The sequence below is a fragment of the Bacteroides sp. 90-K9/2 genome (genome assembly GCF_047310725.1).
Lineage (GTDB): Bacteria > Bacteroidota > Bacteroidia > Bacteroidales > Bacteroidaceae > Bacteroides > Bacteroides vicugnae.
Genome location: NZ_JBCGVL010000005.1, coordinates 130,454 through 156,598, shown reverse-complemented (window position 1 = coordinate 156,598; position 26,145 = coordinate 130,454). Strand labels below are relative to the sequence as shown.

Sequence of the window (26,145 nt, the reverse complement as noted above, 5' to 3'; positions counted from 1 at the left end):
TTTTCAATAATGCGTAGCGGCAACGGCACAAAGGTGTGCAGTCCTGTTGACCAGTTCTGCCATCCTGGATTTGGCTTCCTCATATGCCTTCTGCCGCTTGGCGTTCTCCAGTCCATAGCCGACACCGGTTTTGTGTATATAGGCTATATCCGCACAGAGTATCTCATTCTGGCGGCTCAGCTCGTCCACCTGATAGCGGAGCTTGCCGTCACTCTTCTGCATACAATAGAGCAGTCCGTCCGTGATACAGTCCTGCATACGGTTGAACTCGTCCTTGTAAGTGGCATACATCAGGTCAACATTTCTGTCAGCCTCCCTTGCCAGTTCTTCCTTATACAGTTCCTCGATATATTTGCGCTCACTCTCCACTTTTTTGATATTCTGTCTCTGCGTCTCTTCGGCAGTCACACGCACCGGCATGATACGTTTTACATCAGACTTTGGTTCCTTGAAACGGACACGGAATCCGGAGTTGAACCAGTCCCATTTCCAGTACATTTCCGCACCTGAGTATTTCTTGTGCAGGAAAAAGTAATACCAGTCCGGAGCAAAATCCCACGGACCGTTCTCCATTGACTTCCACTGCTTCTGCTTTTCACTGTCACTGACTATGCTTTGAGCATTGGCAACAGTGACTGTACCTGAAACTGCCATACAGAACAGGCACAATAACATAATTCTAACCTGCATATCCCTGATTCCATTTGTTGATTACACGCTCAGCTATCTCATTCTTCACATTGGAGTTCAGTATCTCCCAGATATAGTCCGGCTTCCATCCGCAGTCCGTGACAAGGAAACAGTACAGATTGGCATTGTCTATGATGTACCTTGCCCTGTCGATGGAAGCCTTCAGTGTCATTACCAGATTCAGCTTCTCATCCATGGAAGCCTTCATCAGATTTATACCCGAAGCGGCCACGGTTGCATACAGTCTGTAGCAGTGTTGTATCTCCCTTGATATTGCTACGTTGGCATCGGCATAATACCAGGCCACGAAAGGCTTCTTCGATACATGGCTGAAAGTATTACCGGTAAAGTCCTTGTATTCCGTTACCAGCTGATACAGTGAGTTGGCCGTTGAAGAAATGGCACCGGCCAGCACCAGGTATGAATAGGCATTGTTCAGCCTTGTATCCAGAGTGGTCCGGACATCATTGAACTTTTCCGCACCCTTCTCAATGAGCGACTGCTCGCCATAGCTTGTGACCACTCTTGTCAGAGCCTTGTCCTCGTCCTTCTTTATGGCCTTGTGCAGGGCTATGAGTGCTTCGATGGTCGGCAGGTCTTTGGGTATGATGAAAGCAGAAGCCTTTACAGGCAGCAACAGCATTATAATACCGGCTGATATGATACTTATATTCCTGATTTTCATAACAAATTCATACATATGAAAGGTTAATAATTTGAAGCAACCAGTCCGTTCCAGTCCTGTACAAGATTTCCCACATGATTCTTCATGGTTACCACATTTGCCCATCCTTCAGGGTCAATGGCAAAGAAGAGGTCGTTTGCAGTGGCATACTGTGCCATCAGAACCATCCCTTCCACCTTGTAGCGTATCCTGTTCAGGTCAGTATAGATGCTGTTGGCCAGTGTCAGCCTTTCATACCTGTCCAGCAGGTTGTAGCCGTCATCCTTTTTTTCGGCAGTGGCCTGTCCCTGCAACGGATTGGGAATCCTGGCATTGTTCACGATATTGACGAAGTTGCCGACCAGCTGCTGTGTTTCCGCTACAAGATTGCCGAGTTCGTTCAGACAGAGCAATTTGTTTGAAAATTTGGCCTTGTTTACCGTGCTGACAAGTACCGGAACATTTCGCAGAATATCCAGAGCACACAGGCCTATTTCCTTATAATAAAGACTTTCAGTCCCGAAACCGGATATGTTCTCCATGCTCAGCTTGTATAGTTCCTTCATGGTAGCCATGCTTACCGTATAGAGTTCCACCTTCTGCTTCTTTGCTGCAATGGTATCCACACGCTGGTTGTGCTGTTCCTCGATAACTTTCTGTGAAGCGGTATTGGCCATGACAATCTTCAGACAGTTGCGGTCGAATACGATTCTCCATGCAGCAGACATATTGGCTGATGCCGATACCAGCAGTATAGCAATCAGCATAAATCTGAATTTTACCATAGTGACATAACTTTTTGATGTTGGTTGACTTTTCTTGCAAACTCCAGATACAGAAGCCCTCCGTCAGCCTTGCGGTCTTCCTCAATACGGGTGATGGCCTCCTGCAGCGTACCGTACCGGGCAAGATAAATCTTCAGTGCCTCCTTCTCGGTACGTTCTGTAGTATATGCCCAGTAACATTCCGGTGCTTCCTCCACACCATACACATCCGAGTGCTGTCCCCGGCAAATCCACACTTCTTTGAAGTAACTTCTTCCCTCATGGTTGTTCAGCGCATTGATGGTGAAAATCTGCTGACGCTGTATGTCAGTGAGTCCCAGAATGGCTGCAATATCCTCATACCTGTCCTTGAACTTGGTCTGGTCAAGCAGAATCTTCACATCCGAGTTGTTGATGATGGCCTCCTTCACAATAGGGGAATCAATCACGTCATTAAGCTCCTGAGTAACCACACCGGCTATTCCGTGGAACTTTCTGACGGTCTTATACAAATACTTTATATATTCTGCCATGGTAGGTGAAGCGATTGCCTTCCATGCCTCTTCAATGATAAGAGCCTTCCGTCCCTTCTTGATACGCATCTTCTGCAGGAACACGTCCATGATAATAAGCACCACAATCGGAAAAAGCACCGGATCATCCTTTATTTTATCTATTTCGAACACAATGAAACGCTCGTCAAACAGATTAATGTCGAGGTCGGAGTTCAGCGTCATCTCCAGTTCGCCGCCACGGTAGAACTGTTTCAGTATGGCCGCAAAGTCATGTATATTGAAACTGATTTTCTCTAGCTGTGTAATCTGCGGAATGCGCTCCAGGGCAAACTCATAGTAGGAATTGAACGATAGTTCCTGAACCTTCAGCCTGCGCTTCTGTTCCTCCATGTGGTCAATCTGCCTGTCTATCTTAATCAGCATGGAATTGTTATAAAGTTCCCTCTTATATTTTTCTATGATGGCAAGTGCACGTTCCTTTTCCGATTCTGTGGCCGCTTCATCATTAATCAGAGCAGTCAGTGAACGGCACTGTCGTATCAGCTTCAGACGGCGTACTTCAGAAGGCAGCAGCAGGGCACGGCTTTCAGCCTTCTCCTGAACCTCTTCCGTGTTTATCTGCCTGTCGATGTCCTCCATGCTGTGCGTGTACTGTTCATAGTCATCCTCCATCTTGGCGGCGACCAGCAGTTTCTGCCTCAATGCCTCACGCTCACTGTCACTGAACCCTTCAAAAGGATTGAAATAGGCCTCGTAATATTCTACGATGGTCTGGTTTATCAGCATGTCCTCAATCTTTGTTGGAAATGCGTTACCCTTGAATATCAGGAATATCAGCGATTTGAGAAAGTTCTTCTTCTCCCCGAAATTAAGCTCATATTCCTCCTTCGTGACCTTGAATGGATTCATGGAAATGGGCTTCTCCTTCGAGTAGGCTATGTATGTACCCTTGTAATATCCACATATGCCTTCGTATGAATCACCCGTATCCACCATGACCACATCCGTATTCTGTTCCAGAAGCTGACGTACCACATTGTTCATGTGGAACGACTTGCCGGAACCGGAAGGGCCGATACAGAAGAAGTTGGCATTGTCCGTCATTTTCTTCTTGCCTTCCTTGCCGGTAATGTCGATACATACAGGTAACCCCTGACGGTCGGTGTAGTATGTGGTCAGCGGTGTATCCTCAGACTCCTTCAGATGCTCCTTGAAGAAAAAGCACAGGGCAGCATCCGAAAGCGTCAGGAACAGGTCATAGTCCGGGTTGAAAGCATAGCCGTTACCGGGAAAACTGTCCATGAAAAGCTCCAGCTGATTGTAGGCTGTTCTTGACGGCATGATGCCGCACTCATACAGCTTTGTCTCCAGAAAGGAAGTTACAGGAGTTACTTTGTCAGGGGGACAGCTCACCAGAATGTTGAAGTTGCAGTACACAAGCATGGTACTGTCAACGGCCAGCCTGTCCAGCACTTCCTCAATGTCAGCCTTGGCAATACGGTTGCTCGGGTCCGGCATGGAACCGTGACGCTTCGCTTTGGCCTGAAGCTTACGCAGCAGCTTCCTCTGTCCTGGTATTTGAATGACCTGGTTGAACACCACACAGTCCGAGTAGGGGACGCCGGTAAGGAAAGAAAGCAGGTCTGTAGCAATTCCGTATCCGTTGATGTTCATCTGCGTGTACGGCTTTACCATGGAAGGCAGGTTTATCTCGTCAATATCCACCAGCGGATAGGAACGGATGATACGGTCACCAGTCCTGAGATATTCGTCCGAAGCCTTGAAGTTGGTCATTGAGAACGGTCCGTGCCGGAACTGGAATGCCATGAAACGGTGACAGTACTCGCTGACTTCCTCCTTGCCGAGCTTTCTGTGCCGGATATGCTTTTCGGTCAGAATATCATCCGTCTTTGATACCTTGGAATGGAAATCGAGCCATCTCTTCGGGTCGTACTGGATGAACTGGTTCTTCTGAGCCTCCTGGGTAAGGATAAGAAAAGTCCTTATCTCTGTGAACTCCCTTCCCTCGAAGTATCTGAAATAGCTCCTTGTCAGGAACTCCGCATCGTCCGGTACGTCATGATGATATGCCTGTCTGCACAGAATGTCCTGCTTCTGCAGTGCATATCCCTCACCGATGGTCTGAAGGATATTGGATAGCACGTCATGAAACAGCATGTACTGCTGCGCATCCGTACAGAGCTGCTGGACCGGATTGGTTATTTCGAAGATAACGGACGGCTCGCCTCTGGCCGAGAACAGCACGACATTGCCGTCCGTCTCCTCCAGCTGCGCATAGAGTCCGTCAAAAATTCTTTTCCTTTTGTGTGCCATACTGTATAAAGTGATTTACTGTTCTTTTCTCAGGCTTCTGTAGATATAGATGCCTCTTGCCCTTTTCTTGTTGTGGAGTCCTCCACGCTGCTTGATGTAGATGGTTATCAGTCCCACCAGTGCCATGACCATCATGGCTATGAAACCTGCAACCTTCCCCAAGGCGATTGAGAAACCGATGAAGCCTACGAATGATACGCCTATGGCTGCCGCTGCCAGAGTAAGGAAACGGCCGCGTATGCCCATAAACTCCAGCGGTTTCTGCAATCCCTTGAACACAGGGTATCCTTCCTGATTCATTGTCATGCCGGGTAAGGATTACTGGAAGAACAGCGGAAGAGCTTCCGAAAGTGCGATGAATGCGATACAGCCTCCGATGGTAAGCATGATGGTCTTCTTCACATCCTGGTCTCCGTTCTGCATCTTGAAATAGACGTTGAAGGCACCGACCAGGACGATAACGGCTGCAATGGCCTTCATCAGGTTCGATACCGGAGTCTGGTAGGAACTGACTTCCTGAGTGGCCTTGGTAAAACCAGCTGCACCCTTGCTTCCTGCCATTGCATTGGATGTGGAAATAACAAGTGCAATTGCCGCCACCACACACTTCTGTCCAAAACTTGAACCGATGAAACGTTCCGTAAGATTCCGGGCACTTTTCTTTATTATCTGCATTTCTGAATAATGTTAAATGATTTCATCGCCAAAGAAACAGATGTCACTAAAGGAACGGTATATAATATCAGGCATTCTCACAGCTGAAGATAACGGCACCGAGGTCACTTGTACCGGTCTCTGCCAGTCTGTTTATTTCCTGAATGATATTCTCAACCAGAATGCCGTCAGTCATGATGGCCTCCCGGTAAACGTGTCTGGAAGATTCTGATTTGGATGCAGATTTCTCTGTACCGTCAGAATCAGTATTTTCATTCTCAGGTTCGGGATTCCCTGTATTATTCTGTTCTGAACTTTCTTCTTTGGAATCAGGTTCATCCCGGTTTATTCTTATCGGTCTGAAGCTTCGTGCCTCTTCCGATATGTCAATGTCCTCTTCATTATGGCTGTCCTGCTCGGCATTCTGTGCGGCCTTTGCCCTCTGGAAGTCCATGAAAATCATTGCCGCATAGTAGAATACCATTGCCACGAAGAGAAGGAATACTATCTGTCCGTACTGCATGGCTGTTGTAATATGATGTTGGATGAAAAAGCGGAACAGTCCTCCGGAAACGGAAGGATATGCAGTCCCAGTCTGATACCCCGGCTTTCCAGACGTTCCCTGCGTTCCGTAGTGCCGGTATAATAAATCACGTTGTGTTCCTCACTGATGATGTATCCGTTTGACTTCATGTTTGAGCGCACCCTTACCTTCGCCCTGTTTGAAATGACACGGATACCGGTTATGGGTTCCAGTCCGAAGACGATACGCCGTCTTTCCCTCTTTACCATCTGGGTACGGATACGTGAGGAAATCAGGTGTTTCTCTTCACTGCTGCGTTTCAGTCCGAGTGCAGCGGCTATGCGTCCGACACTCATCCGGGTAATGCCGAGAGCTTTCCCTATCTCAGAGAAGGAACACTCCTGAAAGTGGTTCCTGATATAGTCGGCACGCTCCATCCATCTGGATTTGGCCATTTTTACAAGTCCAAGTTCACGGGCTTTCTGCTTGACGGTCGATTCGCTCAGATTAAGAACGGCAGCGGTATAGGCTGTGGTCTCTACCGGATACAGCTCGACAAGAGCGGCCAGCATCCTGTCAGTCCAGTCTGTCTTTTTCATATCCTACAGATTATAACTGTTAAACAAAGATTTCTTTTCCCTTCTGTATTCTGCCAGACGTAGCAGGTATGACTTGAAGAATGCCCTTACGATGGCATTCACCAGGTCAGAGCGACATCTGCCATGTATATCGCAGTCGTCCAGTGAATCCGCAAGGTCACGGTCAAGCTTGCAGACAAGCCTTTCAGTTTTGTCCGTTCCCGAACCGTCCGATTGAAGGAATTCCATGAAGTCATCCCAGCATCCTGTATCCGAAAAGGAAACAGCAGTATCCTTTTCCTGTGTTTCATTATTATTTTCTCTTTGCTCAACCTGTGTTTCTACGGTATCTTCCGTCAATATAAGTTCTGAATCATTGATGCCTCTTGTCAGGTCATCTATTTCCGGTATATCCTTACTCATAGTGCTATGGTTATTGAAGTTTACTGATTATTCTGGTTCTTTATTCTGATTTTCGTTACTGTCCTGTGAAGCTTCATCAGACTGCTGTGCCTTCTTTTTCTTCTTAGGTTTGGGATTCAGATTTTCCGTCAGCTGTATGCCTTTGAGTTCTTTTTCCCTTATCGGTTGAAGTGTATCGAAGATACTCTGATAGACCTTGTCAAAGACCGGTGTAACGATAGCGGCCTGCATATCCAGTGCCGCCATGGTGCTGAACCGTTCCATATCCGCACGTTTGGGAATCTTCGCAGTGACGTATCCATAGTTGGAGAAGGTATCCCTTGCATTGTCCCAGATAAGCAGTTCTGAACGCTTGCCGATTCTTCCGTCGTTCAAATTGGGAATGATGAAGAGTCTGGCCTTCATCCTTTCACCGACAGCTTTTTTCAGCCGGTCAACAAACATGAGGAAACTAGCCGTGGACGGAACGGTTATCAGATCATAGTGAAATGGAACAATAATGATATCCGAGTTGACGAATATGGGTATCAGCCCTTCCGCTTTCAGACTGCCGGGAGAATCCATAAGTACAACGTCGATTTCAGGATCGTTGTGCAGCTTCTCCATAAGGGAAGTCATCATCGCCTTGTCGTTGGCTTCATATGCCCATACCTCGTATGGCATTTCCTGTTCGCCATATTTTCTGATGTCAGCCTTACGGCATTTCATGATGGAGTGCTGGAAGTCGCAGTCAATCACTACAACCCTTACACCATTTGTCACCAGATAGTTGGCAAAGGTTACGCAAAGGGTAGTTTTTCCTACACCTCCTTTTTGATTGGCAAATGTCACTATAACCGGAGTCTGTATCATTTCAAGTATTGATTGATTTTGTGACAAATGTATTAACCAAGATTTTCAGGTAAGAAATGTGCAACACATTTGTGATTTGGGATGGATAAACCGGAATATTCAGATAGATGAAATTTGAATAGCATGTTTTATTTAACTATAAAAGTTACAATAGTACATTACATTGTACAATAGTTGTTTATGTCGTGTGATTTCGTGTAACAATACTCATACATTGTACAAATATAAACTTGTCACTTTTTGGACATTTAATTAACTTTGTACCCAAAATAAATAACAATGGATAAATTCATTAAAAATCTCATAGAAGGCAATAATTTCCCACCAAAAGGTTCTGTTGCTTTCACCTCTTCAGATCACGTAAGATTTCAAAATAATCAAGATATATCTGGCCATAACTATGGAGCAAACAGAAGATTAGTCATAGAAAAAAATATTGAAGATGGAGAAGGATATACAGTCACTATGTTTAACTTAGACGGTATACATCCTTTGTGGCAGAACAATATACAGATGTCTCCAAAACGTATGCGCATTACTAATGTTAGCGACAATATAGTTCAACTTCGTGGTTATGGGTATGATAGCATGGGAACTTCATTTGCGGATTATGGCGTAGTTTTACTTATTGAAAATGAAGAAATTATACGTGCTCAATTAAATATGTACGACCGAAACATAAGTATAGTTTATCTAAAATAAAATAATATGGCTGAATTAGATAGAACATTCACGGAAGAATTATTTACAGAGGTATTGGAGTCAACACCATGTATTATTGTATACTCTCAACAAGCCTTTGAGTGTAGCAAGAATTATCTTAAATCTACAACTCAGACAGCAAAAGAAATCTTCGAATCTATTCTTGGTGTCCATCAATGCAAAATTATTTATAAAGGAAAGAACAAGAAAGACTTTCGAAAATATCAGTTTATTATCGAAGAATTGAAGTTATCTATATATGTTACGCCAAGACAAAATCTAACTGAATTCTCGTTAAACTATATCTCAGACGAGGAATTTGTTGTCCCAACTGATTCTTCTGAATATAAGAGCATGAATCTGAAATTCATGGCTGAAGAATATATTAATCACAATCTAATGGATTTCCTCGATCGCAATGACCTTATGACATCATATCGTGAAATCAAGGATTTCTGTACTAGTCTTCTTTCCTTGAAAGAACCAGTAAGAGAGATAAATAGAGAACAATCTCGAAAAATGTGGAAAGCATATATTGATGGTGAAAGAGCTTTAAATACAGATAAGAAGGAATTATTTATTGTAGAAGAAGTCGGAAGCATAGAGAAAGAGCACTATAATGACCGCACGTATAATACATTAACATTAAAAGTTAAAGCTCCAACTCTTCAGGAAAGATTGACTTCAGCTATAAAAAGTGTTCAAGCTACAAAATACCGTAATCCTAATATAGATTTTGTAACAAATAATAAAGGAGAAATATCATTTGTCGGTTACGTTGATATAACAGAAGAAATTCTTGAAGAGTTATCAAATGTAGCTGCTGATAACTGCTATAAAGTAGCTGAAGATGTAAAGCATATTCTTTCTGGTAGTTTAACACTTAAGTCGTCAGAAAATCTTGATGATTTGTTGGAGAGTATAAATTCAAACCTAAATGATTATGATCCGAACTATAGCTATGCAGATGGGGTATATACCTTTAACAATGATAGTCAAGCGTTATATCTAGAAGAATTAATAAAATCTGATTATCCTGAAACATTGACAACTGAACGCAGGACTGTTATAGTCGCATCGTTTAAAAGCAACCAAAATATAGCTTCAATTATATCTGAGATTAAAGAAATGCCAGGAGTGATAGATGTACTTGATTCTGTTAGTGGTCAACTACTTATAAAAACTCAGGGAAAAAGTTATCTTAACTTTAACTCTCAAGCAATACAAAGTATAAGAATTGCTGCTTGCAGAGCTATCTTTACACCTACAGATTTTAGACCAGATGTGCAAATTGAAGGTCTTTCTGTAAGTGGGAATTCATATATTTTTACTTCTAATGATTCTTATTCTTTTTTCAACACTGCATACGAGATGCACCAGAAGGTTATTGCTGCATATGATAATAAGACCTTCATAAAAAAAGAATACGACTATGGCTGTTTTGTAATTCCGAATAAGGGATTGTTGCGTGAAATGCAGTTAAAATTTGTTTCTAACAAACGGATTAGAGTTAAAGCAGCATCAGGATTGGTTGAATTTTATCCAGCTGATTATAACAACTATATAGAATTACTTTCTCAAGTTCGCCAACATTGTGGTGAATCTTTAAGTATTCAAGAACCGGAATATCATCCTTCTGTTGCTATCAAATTATTAAGTGATGATATTAGCTATTGTAAGAAAGTTTATAAGGAGGTAGCGGAAAAAATAACTGAGATTGCTCCTTCTTTTACAGCCTCTTTTGAAAATGATGAAACATGTCAGGTTCTCAATTACACTATTGAGTATACTGAGTTGGAAGAATTAGCTTCATTTCATGATGCTATCAACTCTAGTATAACTTTATACCCATCTTTGCTTACAAATGAATATGATTTAAATGATGAAGGTAAAACTATATTGTCTTTTGAGTTTGACCATCAATTAAATATAAAATTTGAAAAGAATCTTAGAAATGGTTATATAAATGAGAACGTAAATCTCATCAAGGCTAATGAATATGATGCTATTAATGAAGCGATAGATTTGGCATATGAGGAAGAGTATCAGGATTATGATGAAATTAAAGAACTGAGAAATAACAGAACTCAAATGCTGAAAAATGCTTTGAAGCTAGGAAAATGCATTGGAAGAAAACTCAATAGTATTAAATTTGAAATTAGCTCAGAATTTATTGAATACATGGAGGATCGCAATGCCCAAGGACGAGTTGAGAGATTTATACATGTTGGAGACTACTTGCAATTTCCAATGGTTGGCAAATCTTCTGAGTTACAAAGATTGGCCGATTCAATGTTGCGAATTACCAATCCAAACCAGTTCTATCCACATTCAAAAACTAAAAGGATTCCTGCACCTGCTAATCCAAGATTATGTGACTTCCTATTTGATCCCAGATATGCAGGTGAATTTGATGAGAATCTTGAAGAGGTTAAGAAACGAATAACAGAAACAAAAATTGAAAAGTTCCTTAATGATAAGCAATTGGAGGCTGTAGCAAAAGCTGTTTCTGCTCCTGATATTGCAATTATTCAAGGCCCTCCTGGTACAGGTAAGACAACTGTTATTGCAGAGATTATATGGCAACAAATACTTAAGAAACCTGATTCGAAGATTCTTCTAACTTCACAAACTAACCTTGCAGTTGACAATGCTCTTGAAAGATTGCAGGGGCGTAGAGGTATTAGACCTGTACGAATCCAGAATGCATCAACGGAGAAAGAAATCGGAATAGAAGCAAAAAGGTACATGTTGGACTTTATGGAAGATTGGTGTATTAAACCAAGTGCTGAGAATGAAGACAATGGTACAAACATTTGGATAGACTCCATTCTTAAAGGCATGACAGATGATACTAAGTATGCATCTGTTATAAATCAATGGAAGAGGGATCTTACTGTCAGAGATCGCAATACAAGAGAGTATTTCTATGAAGCATATAAGAGTAATGTAAATCTTGTTGCTGCCACTTGTAGTATATGTGGCTCCAAACAACTTCAAGAAATATATAAATATTTGTTTGGTAACAATGAGAATGCTTTTGATGTTGTTATTATGGATGAAGCAAGTAAGGCTACACCATTGGAGATGTCTGTACCTATGGTATGGGGAAAGAAAATCATCATCATAGGTGACCATAAACAGCTTCCACCGATGATGAATGAAAATAACATCATAACATCCTTGAAAAAGGCAAATCAAAAAGTATTGGCAGAAACCATCGAAAGCTTCAAGGAGTCACAATTTGAAATATTATTTAGAACAGCATTCAAACTCAAACCATCAATAGTCGCAACTTTGGATACACAATACCGAATGCATAAAAAGATTATGGATACGATTGGTCATTTCTATAGTGAAGAACTTGAAGAAGGTCTGAAATGTGGACTTGCTGATGAAGACATGGATAATGAACAATATAATGCTAGAGGAAGTCGTTATCATGGACTTACTATTCCTGGGTTTATTGAACCACAAACACATGCTATTTGGGTTAATGTAAATACATATGAAAGCCAGCCGAGTGGCTCTACATCATATGTAAATTACGGTGAACTAGATGCTATTAAAACAGTCATTAAAGCCTTGCAAAAAGCAGACGGTTTCCAAAAGTTTATGGATTCTCAAGAAAAACCAGAAGATAAAGAAATAGGTATAATAACTTTCTATGGAGCACAATATGGTAAAATTAAAGAAATGTACAAGGATGGAAAAATTGACAAGTCACTTCCTTGTAGAATTAATGTAGTGGACAAGTTCCAAGGTATGGAGCGTAACATAATCATAATTTCAACCGTGAGAAGCAATAAAGAGAAGCATTACGGATTTGCTGAAGATATTAGGCGTATAAATGTCGGTTTCTCTCGTGCAAGAAGACTTCTAATTGTCATTGGGAATAGAGACTTCTTTAGAGAAAATGCTCATTATAAAAAATCAATTGATGAGATGGACCATTTTGATATTAAACAACTTCAACATTTGGTAAGATGAAACAAAATACATATAACAAGGGACGAAACAAAAATTTTACCCCAAAGTCTAAGAAGTTTAAGTCACAACCTCTAAAAGAGGATTTTGACAAAAAGGAAACTATTGAAGAGACGTTGGATCAACGCCTCAATAATGTCATTGATAAAAATAAAGCAATATCTGAACTCATTATCGGATATATACCATATACTATTAAATTTGTAGCTCAGTTATATAAAGGAGTTACAAACAAACCGGAAAAAATTTCAGCATTTGAGAAAGCCATTGTTGGAATAATTAGTATTGACGGACAAACATCACTTTCCAATATTGGCAAAATATTAGGATTGGATATAGAGCATGACATTGCTGAACAAAAGATGATTCGTAATGCTATTGACTCTATGATTCGATACAATCTTGTGACGGGCGACGAGTCCGCATATTTTATCACGGAACAGGGACAAGAATTTGCCTCTCATGGTGAGAGAATGAAATCATTTAGTTCCGATTTTGAACTTTGGTATTTAAATAATAATCATTCTTTTGCAGGATTACGTGACTGTATCCCATCTGATGATATTCAACTTATCAATGAATCAGATTTCTTAAAAGAGGAAGAATCTTTAACCCCTCTAAGCTTTGAAGAAATAAAAGCGCTTTCTGAGATACAAGCATCAAATATGCAGAGTTCAAAGGGAAGATTTATTCTTCAGAATGCAGACCCACAAAATCACAATTTTTATAAGTACGAATTGATAGTTTGTTTTGTTCAGAGCATTAGAACAAAACAAGTCAGGGCTATTGTTTATGACGATATTACACAGAGTGTTTTGCCTCAGTTATCTCAATTAATTGAAGATGATGGAGATTTAAAACAGACTTTGTTTTCCAAAATGCTTCAAGCTGCAAGTGAGAGTGAAGACCTTACGATTTACAATGATTTAGACCTTGCCAAGTCTGATCCTTTGGTAAAGGAAGATGTGGCAAATATTATTACGGCAGAAAAGAAACTTATTGAGCAAGAGGATAAGCAATCTATAGCAAATGAAGAAAATAAAAAGACAGAGGAGGTTAATTCTAATGACCTTTCAGAAAGGCTTCATAAACGTGCATTATATGATACTATTGCATTTGAATCCGAATTGCATAATATCTTCCAAACTGACAAACCTGATGAAATTTGGTTATCCAGTCCATGGGTAGCAGATGGTACATTTATGCGCAATAGGCTTCCTTTAATCAAGAATTATCTTAAACAAGGAGGTAAAGTATTCATATCATACTCTTCTCCAGATGAAGGGCTTGATAGCCACAAGGATAAAATGGTAGGAAACCAATCCCAAAAAGCACTTGAAACTTTGGAAACTGAATACGGTAGGCAGTTCTTTCATGTTGAGCTTCCTGCATTCCATAAGAAGAATGTTATTGAAGTAAAAAATGGTCAATGTGTATTGTTTACAGGGAGTTTTAACGTTCTATCATTTTCTGTGACACCTAAAAATATCACTCATGTTAGAACAGAAGAGATGTGTCTAGCTCATTATCAAGCTGCAATTAATCAATATCATTTATCAAAGAAACAATTTGCAGAAAAGTACATTGAAAAAGCATTGCAAGAGATTTCCAAATTGCCTTCAGGTGATGTACAAAACTACAAAAATGAGAAGATTGAGTATTTTAGAAAAGATGCTAACCTTGAGGAATTATTTATTGATTACGATAATATTCTTGAGGAACGTAGAGCACTGGCAAAATCTGAACTGCTTACAAAAGAGATAGAGGCATTAAAGAATGAAATTGAGAGTAAAATGTCAAATGGCCTATCTCAAAAAGAGGTTGGTTTTTATAGGGCAAAATTGTTTAAATTATCATCTGCATGTGATGGTTCTATCATAAGTGATGATATTCAAAATGTAATTATTCACTTACAGAAGCTAATTAATTCATCTACAATGAAGTCAAAGGTGAATAATGCAAGTGATTCATATAATCCTAAAAAGAAGAATGATGTAGGTAATACAGAATCCTATGATAGGATTTTATCTTTAACAATGTCCTTCTATGAACTAGAGCCCACAGATTCAATATCTATTATAAAACATCTCACAGCTCTCTTTTACTTGTCGTCATACGATAATGCTATAAAAGCAAATATTGGGGACAAGTGGAAGGATAAGTTGATTGCTTTATTGAGCAGCTCAGAATTAAGGAAACTATTCAAATACAACATATTAAAAGATAAACAAGAAGGAGCTTCTCGTGTATTTATAGCTATAGATGAAAAGTTGTATGCTTTTTATAATATCAGATTAGGTAATAAATTGGTAAAGCAATTGCTTCCAGATAAAATCTTTTTGAATAAAGATGATTACCATGATCCATTAAAAAATATTGAAGAATTGTTATTTTCATTATAATTATGTCAAGATTTGAATCATCTAGGTTTGTACGAAACCCTCAAATAATGAATGCTAATGTTTTAATGGCTGCATGTGAGACGTTAGGATGGAAGTATTCTTTGCAAAACAATATATTATTGGTTACTGAAGTTGGAAATGATTCTAACTTCAATGGTGAGTTTGCCTTGAGATTAGATGTGTCAACTAACGAGGTTACTTACAATACTTATTATATGCCAAATGCATATGTAAAAGTAGAAGAATTAAAGGAAAAGTTTCAAGAGCTCAATGCTGAATACTCGAAAAATGCTTTAATCTCTGAATTTGAAAAATACGGATTTACCTATAGATCGAATTATACTTTTACACCTACAGAAGAAGAAAGGTTTAGTTTTTATATGGAGGCAAAATCGTATGACCCACTAGAAGATGAACCTTTTGCCTCTATTAAATTTACTATACTAAAAGACGGGACCATTATAACAGATTCTGACTATTTACCAAATGATATAAACGAAAAGGCTCATGAAGCTATGGATATATTGGAGCAGCATTTAGGTAACAAACGTGTAATGACAAAAAAGCCTGTTCCTGCCAAATATTTAAGTAAAATGAAGCCTCGTAGAACAATTAATTTAAATCAAAATTCATAATAGTATGGAAGATGTTTTTCAGAAACTTATCCTAATGATTAGGGCATACTACCCTGTATTATATCTTCATAGTTACGAATACTACAGAACGAAACAAAAGATTAAAGGTATTGTAGAGCTGTTGCGTAGAGAAGGTAAGAAAGTAAATTACTATCAATGGGATTGTGTATATGGACTTGTTCAGATATTACCTGATAAAACAGAGAAAAGAATTGAGCGTATGCAAAACCCTCTTGAAGTGTTAGCTTATATTCTTAACTCAAAAAAGTCTGGGGAGAAAAATATATTTGTTCTTGATGATATAAATAATCATATTGAAAGGGATGAAGTTAAATTGATGTTCCGTAAAATTGCAGAAGCAACAAATAACAATACCCATGCAATTATTCTATCGTCAATTTACAGACTTCCTGCTGAATTGGAAAAGTATATTACTGTATTACAAATACCACTTCCTAAACGTAATGAATTGGGAGAAGTTTTGGATATAGTGGCGAAGCAGTCAAAAGTTGAACTCAAAACAAACCTAAGAAATAGACTGATAGATGCTGCGTTAGGAATGACATCAATGGAGGCAGATTTAGCTTACTGCCTTGCCTCTGTTAAGGATGGCTTTGACGATAAGTCTCCTTTTACTGTATCTTCTGAAAAGGAGCAGATTATTAGGAAATCGGGCATTTTGGATTACTTTCCCAAAAATGAAAGTCTAAAAGATGTCGGAGGTATGGAAAATTTAAAGGAGTGGCTTAAAAAAAGGCAGTTAGCATATGACAAGGAAGCTCGTGATTGGGGATTAAAAGAGCCTAAGGGCTTGCTTTTGTTGGGTGTCCCAGGATGCGGAAAGAGCTTAATAGCTAAAAGTATTGCTTCTAGTTGGAATATGCCTTTACTTCGGTTAGATGTAGGAAAAGTCTTTCAGGGTATTGTAGGGTCGAGTGAAGATAATATTCGAAAAGCAATTGCAACTGCCGAAGCTGTTGCTCCATGTGTATTATGGATTGACGAAATAGAAAAAGGTCTTAGCGGTGTACAATCAAGTGGAGCTACAGATGGTGGTGTGACTTCTAGAATATTTTCTACAATATTAACATGGATGCAGGAAAAGACAGCACCTGTATTCGTTGTGGCAACTGCTAATAATATTAATCAACTACCTCCAGAACTACTTAGAAAAGGCAGATTTGACGAAATCTTTTTTGTGGATCTTCCAAGTCAGAAAGAAAAAGAGAATATTTTTTCCATACATTTGCAAAAAAATCGTCAAAATGTATCTTCATTTGCTTTAGATATTTTAGCCCAAAAAGCTGAAGGATTTAATGGAGCAGAAATTGAAGAATGTGTAAAGGAAGCTATGTTTACTGCATATGTAGAATCACAAGAATCTAATATTGCTCCCAAATTACAGATGATACATATTTTGGATGCTATCAAAAATACCGTACCTCTTTCTAAGACTATGGAGAAACAGATAACTGATCTTAGAAAATTTGCTGTTTCAAGAGCTAAAAATGCTTCTAAAGAGATTGTCTTAGAAAATAGAATGGAAATGCCAATTCTGCTAACTCGTCCAGAATTGGAACTGGAACGCTCATTCGATTCGGGGTTTTCTGAGAAAGATAGTAAAAGTAACAATATATAATTAGGCGTTAACAAAACGTTGTCCCACCTCTTCCCATTCCGAACAGAGAAGTGAAATGCGTTTATGCTGATGGTACTGCAAATGCGGGAGAGTAAGTGAATGCCAGCCCGGAAGCAAACAGGGATGATAACATGTGATGCACTAACTATCAAATTTTACAGAATTATGTTCGATAAATTTTATTTTTTGAACAATGGTGATGTATAGTTTGAGCAGTCTCGCAACAAAGGGGCTGCTCCTAAAAAGACATCTCCTTTTGGGGAAGAGTTTTAGAAACAATTGGGTAAGCGACTCGCTGATTTAATTTGGGTATCAATTATGATACTTCTGATATCTCTTCTCTAAGCAGACCTCCTGAGCATGAGGGTAAAAGGCTCATTTATAATATATGCTTGAATTAGAACTAAAATAATACAGTAGTGATATCTGTGTATTATACCAATGGAAGTTGCTTTATACTTGACCTTCTATAGAAGGCTCTTGCCACGTATGGATATCAGTATCACTATCGCAATGAATATTTTTTGCGAACCATGGTCAACTTTAATATAATTGACATAATGAGGGAGATCAGATAAGTAACGTCTCTATGCTTTTGTTTGATTTGTTTAAAGAAATGAAATTAAATAAACTAATCAAAACAGATGGACGGATTTAATTTCTCAAATAATATTCCGTCTGAATTAGACGAAACTAACGACAGAGTAGTAAATCAATATAATATCGAAACTTAAACATAACATTATGTTATTTGGAAATAGGATTAGAGAACTCAGAGATAAGCAGGGCGTGTTGCAACGACAATTGGCAGCACTATTGGAGATAGACACACCTATGTTCAGTAAGATTGAACGAGGTGATAGGCGAGCAAAGCGTGAACAGGTGATTAAGCTTGCAGAATACTTGCATCAAGACGTGAAAGAGATGTTGACATTGTGGTTAGCAGATAAAGTTCTTGATGCGGTAGGCGCTGAAGATGAAATAAGTTATGATGCAATAACAGTTGCACAAAAACATGTCCAAAAGTAATGGGTTGAGTGGTAAGGTCTTTCCTATTGTCACTTAATATAATGTTATCTTTTTCATTGAATTACCATCATCGATATCATCATAGCTACCTTTCTGTCCAACTTCCCACTCACGTTTCTCGCTATGACTGCCACCACCTACATCACGCAGCTTGGTCTTGCCAGAGAAATGTGAAGTCGACTTTGTTTGTTGCTGGTATTTTTGCCGTTCAATTTGCTTCACAGACTGTTTCTTTAGCCGTTCAAGATTGAAGTTTTCTTCAGTAAGATTTATAATGATATGCTGCCCGAAATTTATGGCATAAGTTGTATCTTCCTCCTGACGGACAGTAAAACCTTCTTCATATAGTTTACTCCTGACGGATGAAATAGTTTCATCATTGAATATCTCACGTAGACGGTTCACTGCATCTGTGTAGTAGTGTGTTCTTTCCGGAGATATATCTACCAGATCTGTCCGGGAAACATTAAAAATTATACAAAGCAAATCCCGTTCAGCCTCAGTAGCCGGGTTGAACATTTCAACCATGTCTATACGGTTATTACGGTCGATAGCTTCTGCCATAAAAGGTTTCAACGATCGGCTTTGGCCATCAAAATAGATGATGCCTTTCTTGATATAGGCACGCTGTTTCTTGATTTTACTGTATATTTCACTCTGGGTAATTTTGGGGTTAAGTGTCAGTAATCGGTCAATATAGTCCTCTATCCGATTGAACCGCTCTTCAGGAGTAGTGAAGTCCAGGAGTTCCTCTACAGCCAGCACTCTTGCACCATGAATGACGGTCTTGTTTGCATGATCAACAAGCATATACCCGTATGGCGCATCCTTCTTGCCGAAGAATACAATGTCAATGCCGAACTTCGTTTTCAGTTCCTTCTGTAGTTCCTCCTTGTTGGAACTTACGTCACGGTACTTCTTTAATATACTTCTGAGCTGACGGCAACGTGTCCTTTCCCGATAACCGCTCTTGAAAAGACTTTCTATTTCAGTAAAAGGGATTTCCTTCTGAACCTTTCCACCATGCTTGACGAATACATTTCCATCTTTCTGATAGACTTCATATCCCATGGAAACCATTATAGACTTGAATTGGGCAAATGAAGAGAAAGTGTACTGCTTGGCCAAATTAATGTCATCTTCCGTTTTCTTCTTCCTGTCGTTACCAAGAATACGGTCAATGACTTCTTGAGAACGTCTGCGCTCATGACTGTGCTGAATCTTTCTTCCATCAGGTGCCACTCTTGAAGTGACAATATGAAGATGGGTATTCTCTGTGTCATAATGGGAGTAAACAAGCAATGGCTGACCGGATTCTCCGTATCCCATTTCCTTGAGATACTGGTGTGCAAAATCCAGCAACTCATCTTCCGACATTTCGTGACCTTTACATGATATGGCCACATGAAACTGCGGTTTCCTGATTCTGCTGTTCTGTGAACTGTACTTCTGGAGATAACCGACCAACTCACTTGGGGTAGGTTTGTGAAAAGTTCCGAGTGAACCGAAATTCTGAATCTCGATAAGCCGTGCAATACCTTTCGATACTTTATATTCATTGTAACCGACAGCATGGAAGTTCGTGCTTCCCGGTAATATGGTTGCTATCATATTGAATCTTTATTTATCAAGGTTTAAGTGACTGAGTAACCGAAATACTTCAAGCTCATTAATCTACGGTTACGCAATAATAATATCTGAAATGATTGAATATCGTGTAGTCTGCAATTCAGATTCTGACAGCTTTCTGTGTCAGAGAATCAAGGTCTTTCTTTATTCGGTTCAATGTTTCCTGAGTTTCAAGAATAACCGGTAACAGAACTTCCTGAATATAGCTGGGTGTGAGTAAACCGGCTACCGCAAGCTCATTGGCACGTTTAACCGACTGATTAAGGTTTCCTCCAGCCCAGGAAAGTTCATTCTGATATTTCCGGTAAAACAAACCCAAATCATTCATCAGTTCGAGCTGCCTTTTGGTACCAATATTTGAATACTCTGCCAATGCCGAGCGTATATAATGGCTCACAGATGAATAGGTGGCAGATTTCTCCTTAAACTGTTGTACTTCCTCCGGTGTCATTCTTACCTTGATGTACTTGTTTCTCTGATTCTTCATGCTTGAATACAAAGGTGGTTAGGTTTCCCGGACCATCTTTCGCCATGCGAAACAGCGGCCTGCCGCTCCGATGCGCCAGCATTCGGCAAGTTACTTTTGTGAGTACGAAACGGAGTTTTGTGGCCACAAAAGTACAACTTGCTTGGAAAACTCTGCACGTCAGAACAATACCTTCCGGGAATGATTATTACACCCAAATTTACCAGAGAAAGCCGTTGCAAACCGAAATCAACAACACAATTCTTTGGAGGCATATTCCTGTTAACCATGTGCTGTAGCATCCGGTTGTCTTGGAATATCCATATAGCGGAATATTGTTGTATAGAGTCCTAAAACTTATCAAACTAATTTTCGTGTATTCAGAAATAGATGCTATAAGTATTATTCAATTTTAGAACAATACGAATCTCAGTAATCAGAAAATAATGTTGCGATATATATGGTTTGATAAACCAAAGTTTCAAAAACACAGAAGATGTAGTTATCTGGGATAAATGGCTATTGTTCTCATAAAACCTATATCCAATATAATATGTAGTCCCGATACCATGATAGCATGATAAAAGTAACCTGCTTATCTAAGTTATTGGAATCCCAATAAAAGGGAAAATATAATTATGTAGCTAATTCAGCTGATGAAATGGCTATCAGGAAATCTTATTTTATCTGAACTGTATTGCAGAAACATTCAGGTAGAATAACCCTGTAATCAGAGTCTGAAGATACCTTGTTATCATGGTGATATAACACAGATAATCAGTAAAAAATCTACTCGAATAACAAGAAAATAGTGTTGTGCAATTTTCTGTATCTCATTGATTTTTAGTATATTTATATAATTAATAAGCTCTTATACTCATAAATATTACACATTATGTTTGAACTGCTGTTGATTATATATCTGCTGCCGGTACTTATTATCGGTATACTGCTCCTGAAGTTGATATTCTGGCTTTTGAGGATTGCCATACGTCTGGCTGTATGGCTGGTTAAGAAAACCTTTATACTTATATGGAAGCTCATCGTACTTGTCTTTGCTATAATTATAGGCCGTGAAATTATGCCCTGGAATCAACCGGACAAATAGAAAGAACCGCACCAATATGAGAAATGGTACGGTTCTGATAAAGATAAGTAGAATCCTCCCTTTGTGTTAATTGCTTGTTCAGTTTTGCCGATTACATGAAACCTTTTCCCTTGCTTCTTTCATATACAACTTCCTTCTTGGAATCACAATTCATAAGACGGAACTGAACCATACATCCGGTAGGAATATCCTTGGGTAACTGTTCAACCAGTCTGTCGATAACTTGGTCCACATTACTGAAACCAATGTCTGTTATTTCACCGATTACGTCACCTTTGAAATATGCACGGCCATAGATCATCATCTTCTTTGTGATGCGGAACATCTTGTCTGCCGGTGTCTCGAAGTCACGTGCCTTGCCTTGCTTGCTCTTCTTGCTGCTGAAGAAAATGAAGTCAATCACTTTGGCATTTAGTTCCCAGGCAGGAGTGAAGTCTATCTTAACATAGCCTCTTGTTATATTCAGTCCATGACTGTGATTCATGCCGAAAGCAACTTCATACAGATTGGCATCACAGTCATTTTGGGCAATTGTAGCCCATGTATGACGGAAAGTATAATAACAGTAGTAATCCTCCTTCTTCATTCCCATATCGGCACATATCTTTCTGATTCCAATGTTTACGTTGGCATTGAAACTGTCCGGATTGCTGTAACGTTTATGGAATTTGAAAAGATATTCATCATTCTCGTCTGAAAGATACTTGTCAAATGTGGCCTGAATGAACGGTTCCACACGCATTTCAATATAGGCTTCGTCTTTCCGGCTGTGCTTTGTCTTAGCTCTTTTATATCCGATAACTCCATCCTTATAGTTTTCTTTTTTAAGCTCAAAAATATCTACGGTGTTTATTCCGCCCAAACACAAGGATAGAAGTGCCACGTCTCTGCCCAGTTCCGGAAGAGAGGAAATCATTTTGGTTTCCGGTAGGGGACGATTGAAAAACTCTCTACACGCCTCTGCACTGATGGCTCTTTGAACTGTACTGTCAGATTTTGGAATGGATACTTTTAACCAAGGATTGTATTTGATTCGCATGATACCACGTTCTTCATCGTTCAGTTCTATAAGTGCCCTTTTGAATATCTGTCTTAAACAAGTAGGGTACATTTCTTTCGCCCTGTTCGTTAACGAAAGGCTATTAATCCATCTTGTCAAAACAGAAGATGACAAGTAGGTAAACATTACTCTGGTTGTTCCCAAATATCTTTCGAGGTGGTTTACAGCCAGGCGATAGTTTTTAGCATTACGTTCATGTCCTTCAGAGGCCATACGGTTAATGAATTTTGTAGCATAGTCACTAAAACATATTTCTTCATCTGAATGGATAAGGAATTCAATTAGTTCAGCAACAGAATAATTTGAGACATCCTTACGGTTTATCATATCGCTATAACGTAGGATTTCTCGTGAACAATATTCGTTGACCACAATATCCTTGATTTCGCCATTCTTGGTGATTTGCTTGTCCGTAATGAGTTTATCGGTTTTAATATAACCCATTCTTGAACGGTGGACAACACGAATGTACACTGGATAAAATCCGTCAGCTCTCTTTTTTCTTACGACTACTTTAAATGTTGCCATATCAGATTGATTTATAAGTTATTAAATGGTGTATGCGTTGGTGTATGCGCCACTGTTCAAAAGTGTATGCGTGGTGTATGCAAGTACCGTTTATTTGGCTCATTTTTTGCGGACAAATGCACGAACCGCCTAAAAACAACTTAGGCTGTAACGCCTGATAAACAGTTCGTTACAGCCTAAATCAAATATTATCCTATATTGCTTATGCTTCCTCAATAGCAGCCTGCGCCGCCGCCAGTCTGGCAATCGGCACTCTGAACGGAGAACAACTAACGTAGTTCAAACCTACCCGGTGGCAGAACTTCACAGAAGAAGGCTCACCACCATGTTCACCACAAATACCACATTTCAGATCCGGACGGATAGCACGGCCCTTTTCTGTAGCCATACGTACCAATTGTCCCACACCATTCTGGTCGAGAACCTGGAACGGATCCACTTTTAAAATCTTCTTTTCCAGATAAACAGGAAGGAAAGAAGCTATATCATCACGAGAATAACCGAAAGTCATCTGCGTCAAGTCATTTGTACCGAATGAGAAGAACTCGGCAGAAGAAGCGATACGGTCGGCAGTCAAAGCAGCACGCGGGATTTCGATCATTGTACCAACTTTGAAGTCGATACTATCTCCCACTTCCTCAAACAACTTCTTTGCTTCCGAGCGGATTACATTTTCCTGCTCCTTGAATTCATACAGGATACCAGTCAACGGAACCATGATTTCCGGATGAGTTTCCACTCCTTCTTTCTTCAGTTCCAATGCAGCACCTAAGATGGCACGTGTCTGCATCTGTGTAATTTCAGGATAAGTATTTCCCAGACGGCAACCACGGTGACCCAACATCGGGTTATGCTCACACAGTGATTCTACACGCTGCTGGATATATTGCAAGCTCACCCCCATAGTATCTGCCATTTCCTGCTGTCCTTTCAAATCGTGAGGAACGAACTCGTGCAAAGGAGGATCGAGCAAACGGACAGTTACCGGACAACCTGCCATTGCTTTAAAGATACCCTTAAAATCTTCCTGTTGGTATGGAAGAATCTTAGCCAATGCTTTCCGACGTCCTTCCGCATTTTCTGCCAGAATCATTTCACGCATTGCCTTGATCTTTTCACCCTCGAAGAACATATGCTCCGTACGGCAAAGACCGATACCTACCGCACCGAAGTTACGGGCGACTTCCGCATCATGAGGAGTATCCGCATTCGTACGTACCTGCAAACGGGTATATTTATCAGCCAATGTCATCAATTCTGCAAAGTCACCGGAAAGTTCTGCAGCTTTCGTTTCCACCTTGCCATTATATACCACACCTGTACTTCCGTTCAAAGAAATATAATCTCCTTCTTTCAAAACAACGCCGTCGATTTCTACAGTACGGTTCTTATAATCAATATTCAATGCACCCGCACCCGATACACAGCACTTACCCATGCCACGAGCCACCACAGCAGCATGAGAAGTCATACCGCCACGAGCCGTCAGAATACCTTCGGCAACTGCCATACCCGCCAAGTCTTCCGGAGAAGTCTCGATGCGAACCATCACCACGCGTTTACCGGCAGCATGCCATTCAGCAGCGTCATCGGCGAAGAATACAATCTGGCCGGTTGCGGCACCCGGAGAAGCCGGAAGACCACGAGTCAGCACTTTGGCTTTCTTCAAAGCATCTTTATCAAATACAGGATGAAGCAGTTCGTCCAGTTTATTCGGCTCCACACGCATCAAAGCAGTTTTTTCGTCAATCATGCCCTGACGGAGCAAATCCATAGCAATCTTCACCATGGCAGCACCCGTACGTTTACCGTTACGCGTCTGAAGGAACCAAAGTTTACCTTCCTGTACGGTGAACTCCATGTCCTGCATATCTTTATAGTGATTTTCCAGTTTGGTCTGAAGAGCATCCAGTTCTTTATAAATTTCCGGCATTGCCTCTTCCATGGAAGGGAACTTCGCCGCGCGAACATCTTCGGTAACGCCAGCCAACACAGCCCAACGTTGAGAACCGATTTTGGTGATCTGTTGCGGAGTACGAATACCGGCCACAACGTCTTCACCTTGCGCGTTGATCAGGTATTCACCGTTGAAAAGGTCTTCACCTGTACCGGCATCACGTGAGAAACACACACCTGTAGCCGAAGTATCACCCATATTACCGAATACCATAGCCTGTACATTGACAGCCGTACCCCATTCATCAGGTATACTTTCCATCTTACGGTAAAGAATAGCGCGTTCATTCATCCATGAATCAAATACGGCACAGATAGCTCCCCACAGTTGTTCGTATGCACAAGTCGGGAAATCTTTTCCCGTCTGTTCCTTCACGGCAGCTTTAAATTTCTTTACGAGTTCCTGCAAGTCTTCCACTTTCAGCTCGTTATCCAGTTCCACCCCTTTCGCTTTCTTCACCTCTTCGATAATGGCTTCAAACGGGTCGATATCATCTTTATTGGTAGGCTTCATGCCCAGAACCACATCACCGTACATCTGTACAAAACGACGATAAGAGTCCCATGCAAAGCGTGCATTACCAGTCTTACGGATAATTCCTTCTACCACTTCATCATTCAATCCCAAATTCAAAATCGTATCCATCATACCCGGCATAGATGCGCGTGCACCGGAACGTACAGACACCAACAAAGGATTTTCAATGTCACCGAATTTAGATTTCATCAACGCTTCCACATGGGCGATCGCTTTTACTACTTCATCTTTCAGCAGCTCAACCACTTTATCACGCCCTAGCGTATTATATTCCGTACAAACATCTGTAGTTATTGTGAATCCGGGAGGGACGGGAATTCCGATTAAATTCATTTCAGCAAGGTTGGCTCCCTTACCACCGAGCAAATTCTTCATGTCAGCTTTTCCTTCTGCCTGACCATTACCAAAGGTATAAACTCTTTTTTTATCCATAATATTGTGTTTAAAGTTACATTATGACTATTATCTT

Annotated in this window: 21 protein-coding genes and 1 rRNA gene; 8 read left to right on the top strand and 14 right to left on the bottom strand. The window is 40.2% G+C overall.

The features are described 5' to 3' along the window. Positions 1-3 precede the first annotated feature (3 nt). From AAHJ11_RS13500 to AAHJ11_RS13455, 10 genes are all read right to left on the bottom strand, one after another. On the bottom strand, positions 4-654 hold the full coding sequence (locus AAHJ11_RS13500; RefSeq protein ID WP_413579707.1) for a DUF5045 domain-containing protein: 651 nt from the start codon (positions 652-654) through the stop codon (positions 4-6). Between the two features lie 25 nt (positions 655-679). Next, positions 680-1,333, bottom strand: coding sequence for a hypothetical protein (locus AAHJ11_RS13495; protein ID WP_032936321.1), 654 nt, complete (start codon positions 1,331-1,333; stop codon positions 680-682). Between the two features lie 65 nt (positions 1,334-1,398). Then, on the bottom strand, positions 1,399-2,139 hold the full coding sequence (locus tag AAHJ11_RS13490) for a hypothetical protein (RefSeq protein WP_007835267.1): 741 nt from the start codon (positions 2,137-2,139) through the stop codon (positions 1,399-1,401). Continuing rightward, positions 2,133-4,967 carry a TraG family conjugative transposon ATPase gene (locus AAHJ11_RS13485; protein ID WP_264435091.1) on the bottom strand — a complete coding sequence of 945 codons (2,835 nt, stop codon included), beginning with the start codon at positions 4,965-4,967 and terminating at the stop codon, positions 2,133-2,135. Before AAHJ11_RS13485 ends, AAHJ11_RS13490 begins: the two co-directional genes overlap by 7 nt. Positions 4,968-4,982: 15 nt before the next feature. Beyond that, positions 4,983-5,273, bottom strand: a complete 291-nt coding sequence (locus tag AAHJ11_RS13480) for a hypothetical protein (RefSeq protein ID WP_005649295.1) — start codon at positions 5,271-5,273, stop codon at positions 4,983-4,985. Positions 5,274-5,285: 12 nt separating this feature from the next. Then, the gene (locus AAHJ11_RS13475; protein WP_007835272.1) at positions 5,286-5,642 is read right to left on the bottom strand and encodes a DUF4134 domain-containing protein; all 357 of its coding nucleotides are present in this window, start codon (positions 5,640-5,642) and stop codon (positions 5,286-5,288) included. A gap of 67 nt (positions 5,643-5,709) precedes the next feature. Beyond that, complete coding sequence (locus tag AAHJ11_RS13470; protein WP_007835274.1) at positions 5,710-6,144, bottom strand: hypothetical protein; 435 nt, start codon at positions 6,142-6,144, stop codon at positions 5,710-5,712. Then, positions 6,126-6,743, bottom strand: coding sequence for a hypothetical protein (locus tag AAHJ11_RS13465; protein ID WP_007835276.1), 618 nt, complete (start codon positions 6,741-6,743; stop codon positions 6,126-6,128). The genes AAHJ11_RS13470 and AAHJ11_RS13465 overlap by 19 nt, the downstream gene beginning before the upstream one ends. 3 nt (positions 6,744-6,746) lie before the next feature. Further along, positions 6,747-7,145 (bottom strand): hypothetical protein, encoded by a 399-nt coding sequence (locus AAHJ11_RS13460; RefSeq protein WP_007835278.1) that lies wholly within the window; start codon positions 7,143-7,145, stop codon positions 6,747-6,749. Between the two features lie 27 nt (positions 7,146-7,172). Then, positions 7,173-7,997, bottom strand: coding sequence for a ParA family protein (locus AAHJ11_RS13455; protein WP_007835280.1), 825 nt, complete (start codon positions 7,995-7,997; stop codon positions 7,173-7,175). 279 nt (positions 7,998-8,276) lie between these two features. Between AAHJ11_RS13455 and AAHJ11_RS13450 the strand changes: the two genes are divergently transcribed. The 7 genes from AAHJ11_RS13450 to AAHJ11_RS13420 all read left to right on the top strand — a co-directional run bounded on the left by AAHJ11_RS13450 (position 8,277) and on the right by AAHJ11_RS13420 (position 18,391). Beyond that, complete coding sequence (locus AAHJ11_RS13450) at positions 8,277-8,699, top strand: hypothetical protein (protein ID WP_007835281.1); 423 nt, start codon at positions 8,277-8,279, stop codon at positions 8,697-8,699. A 6-nt stretch (positions 8,700-8,705) separates the two neighbouring features. Then, complete coding sequence (locus tag AAHJ11_RS13445) at positions 8,706-12,689, top strand: AAA domain-containing protein (protein WP_007835283.1); 3,984 nt, start codon at positions 8,706-8,708, stop codon at positions 12,687-12,689. Further along, positions 12,686-15,088, top strand: coding sequence for a hypothetical protein (locus AAHJ11_RS13440; RefSeq protein ID WP_007835285.1), 2,403 nt, complete (start codon positions 12,686-12,688; stop codon positions 15,086-15,088). Before AAHJ11_RS13445 ends, AAHJ11_RS13440 begins: the two co-directional genes overlap by 4 nt. A gap of 47 nt (positions 15,089-15,135) precedes the next feature. Beyond that, a complete protein-coding gene (locus AAHJ11_RS13435) occupies positions 15,136-15,723 on the top strand; it encodes a hypothetical protein (protein WP_007835286.1) in 588 nt (195 codons plus the stop codon). 4 nt (positions 15,724-15,727) lie between these two features. Continuing rightward, a complete protein-coding gene (locus tag AAHJ11_RS13430) occupies positions 15,728-17,362 on the top strand; it encodes an AAA family ATPase (RefSeq protein WP_007835287.1) in 1,635 nt (544 codons plus the stop codon). Continuing rightward, positions 17,363-17,470: ribosomal RNA gene (gene rrf / locus AAHJ11_RS13425) — 5S ribosomal RNA — on the top strand. Between the two features lie 636 nt (positions 17,471-18,106). Further along, complete coding sequence (locus tag AAHJ11_RS13420) at positions 18,107-18,391, top strand: helix-turn-helix domain-containing protein (RefSeq protein ID WP_007835288.1); 285 nt, start codon at positions 18,107-18,109, stop codon at positions 18,389-18,391. Between the two features lie 33 nt (positions 18,392-18,424). Here AAHJ11_RS13420 and AAHJ11_RS13415 read toward each other — a convergent pair whose 3' ends face one another. Both AAHJ11_RS13415 and AAHJ11_RS13410 read right to left on the bottom strand, forming a co-directional pair. Then, positions 18,425-20,002 carry a relaxase/mobilization nuclease domain-containing protein gene (locus AAHJ11_RS13415; RefSeq protein ID WP_007835289.1) on the bottom strand — a complete coding sequence of 526 codons (1,578 nt, stop codon included), beginning with the start codon at positions 20,000-20,002 and terminating at the stop codon, positions 18,425-18,427. 118 nt (positions 20,003-20,120) lie between these two features. Beyond that, a complete protein-coding gene (locus tag AAHJ11_RS13410) occupies positions 20,121-20,507 on the bottom strand; it encodes a plasmid mobilization protein (RefSeq protein ID WP_007835290.1) in 387 nt (128 codons plus the stop codon). An 874-nt stretch (positions 20,508-21,381) separates the two neighbouring features. Here AAHJ11_RS13410 and AAHJ11_RS13405 point away from each other — a divergent pair. Further along, positions 21,382-21,594, top strand: a complete 213-nt coding sequence (locus AAHJ11_RS13405; protein WP_032936213.1) for a hypothetical protein — start codon at positions 21,382-21,384, stop codon at positions 21,592-21,594. Between the two features lie 91 nt (positions 21,595-21,685). On the opposite strand, the gene AAHJ11_RS13400 is transcribed toward AAHJ11_RS13405, so the two are convergent. Continuing rightward, complete coding sequence (locus tag AAHJ11_RS13400; RefSeq protein WP_007835294.1) at positions 21,686-23,182, bottom strand: tyrosine-type recombinase/integrase; 1,497 nt, start codon at positions 23,180-23,182, stop codon at positions 21,686-21,688. A 202-nt stretch (positions 23,183-23,384) separates the two neighbouring features. Then, complete coding sequence (gene ppdK, locus AAHJ11_RS13395) at positions 23,385-26,108, bottom strand: pyruvate, phosphate dikinase (RefSeq protein ID WP_320948984.1); 2,724 nt, start codon at positions 26,106-26,108, stop codon at positions 23,385-23,387. Positions 26,109-26,145 lie beyond the last annotated feature (37 nt).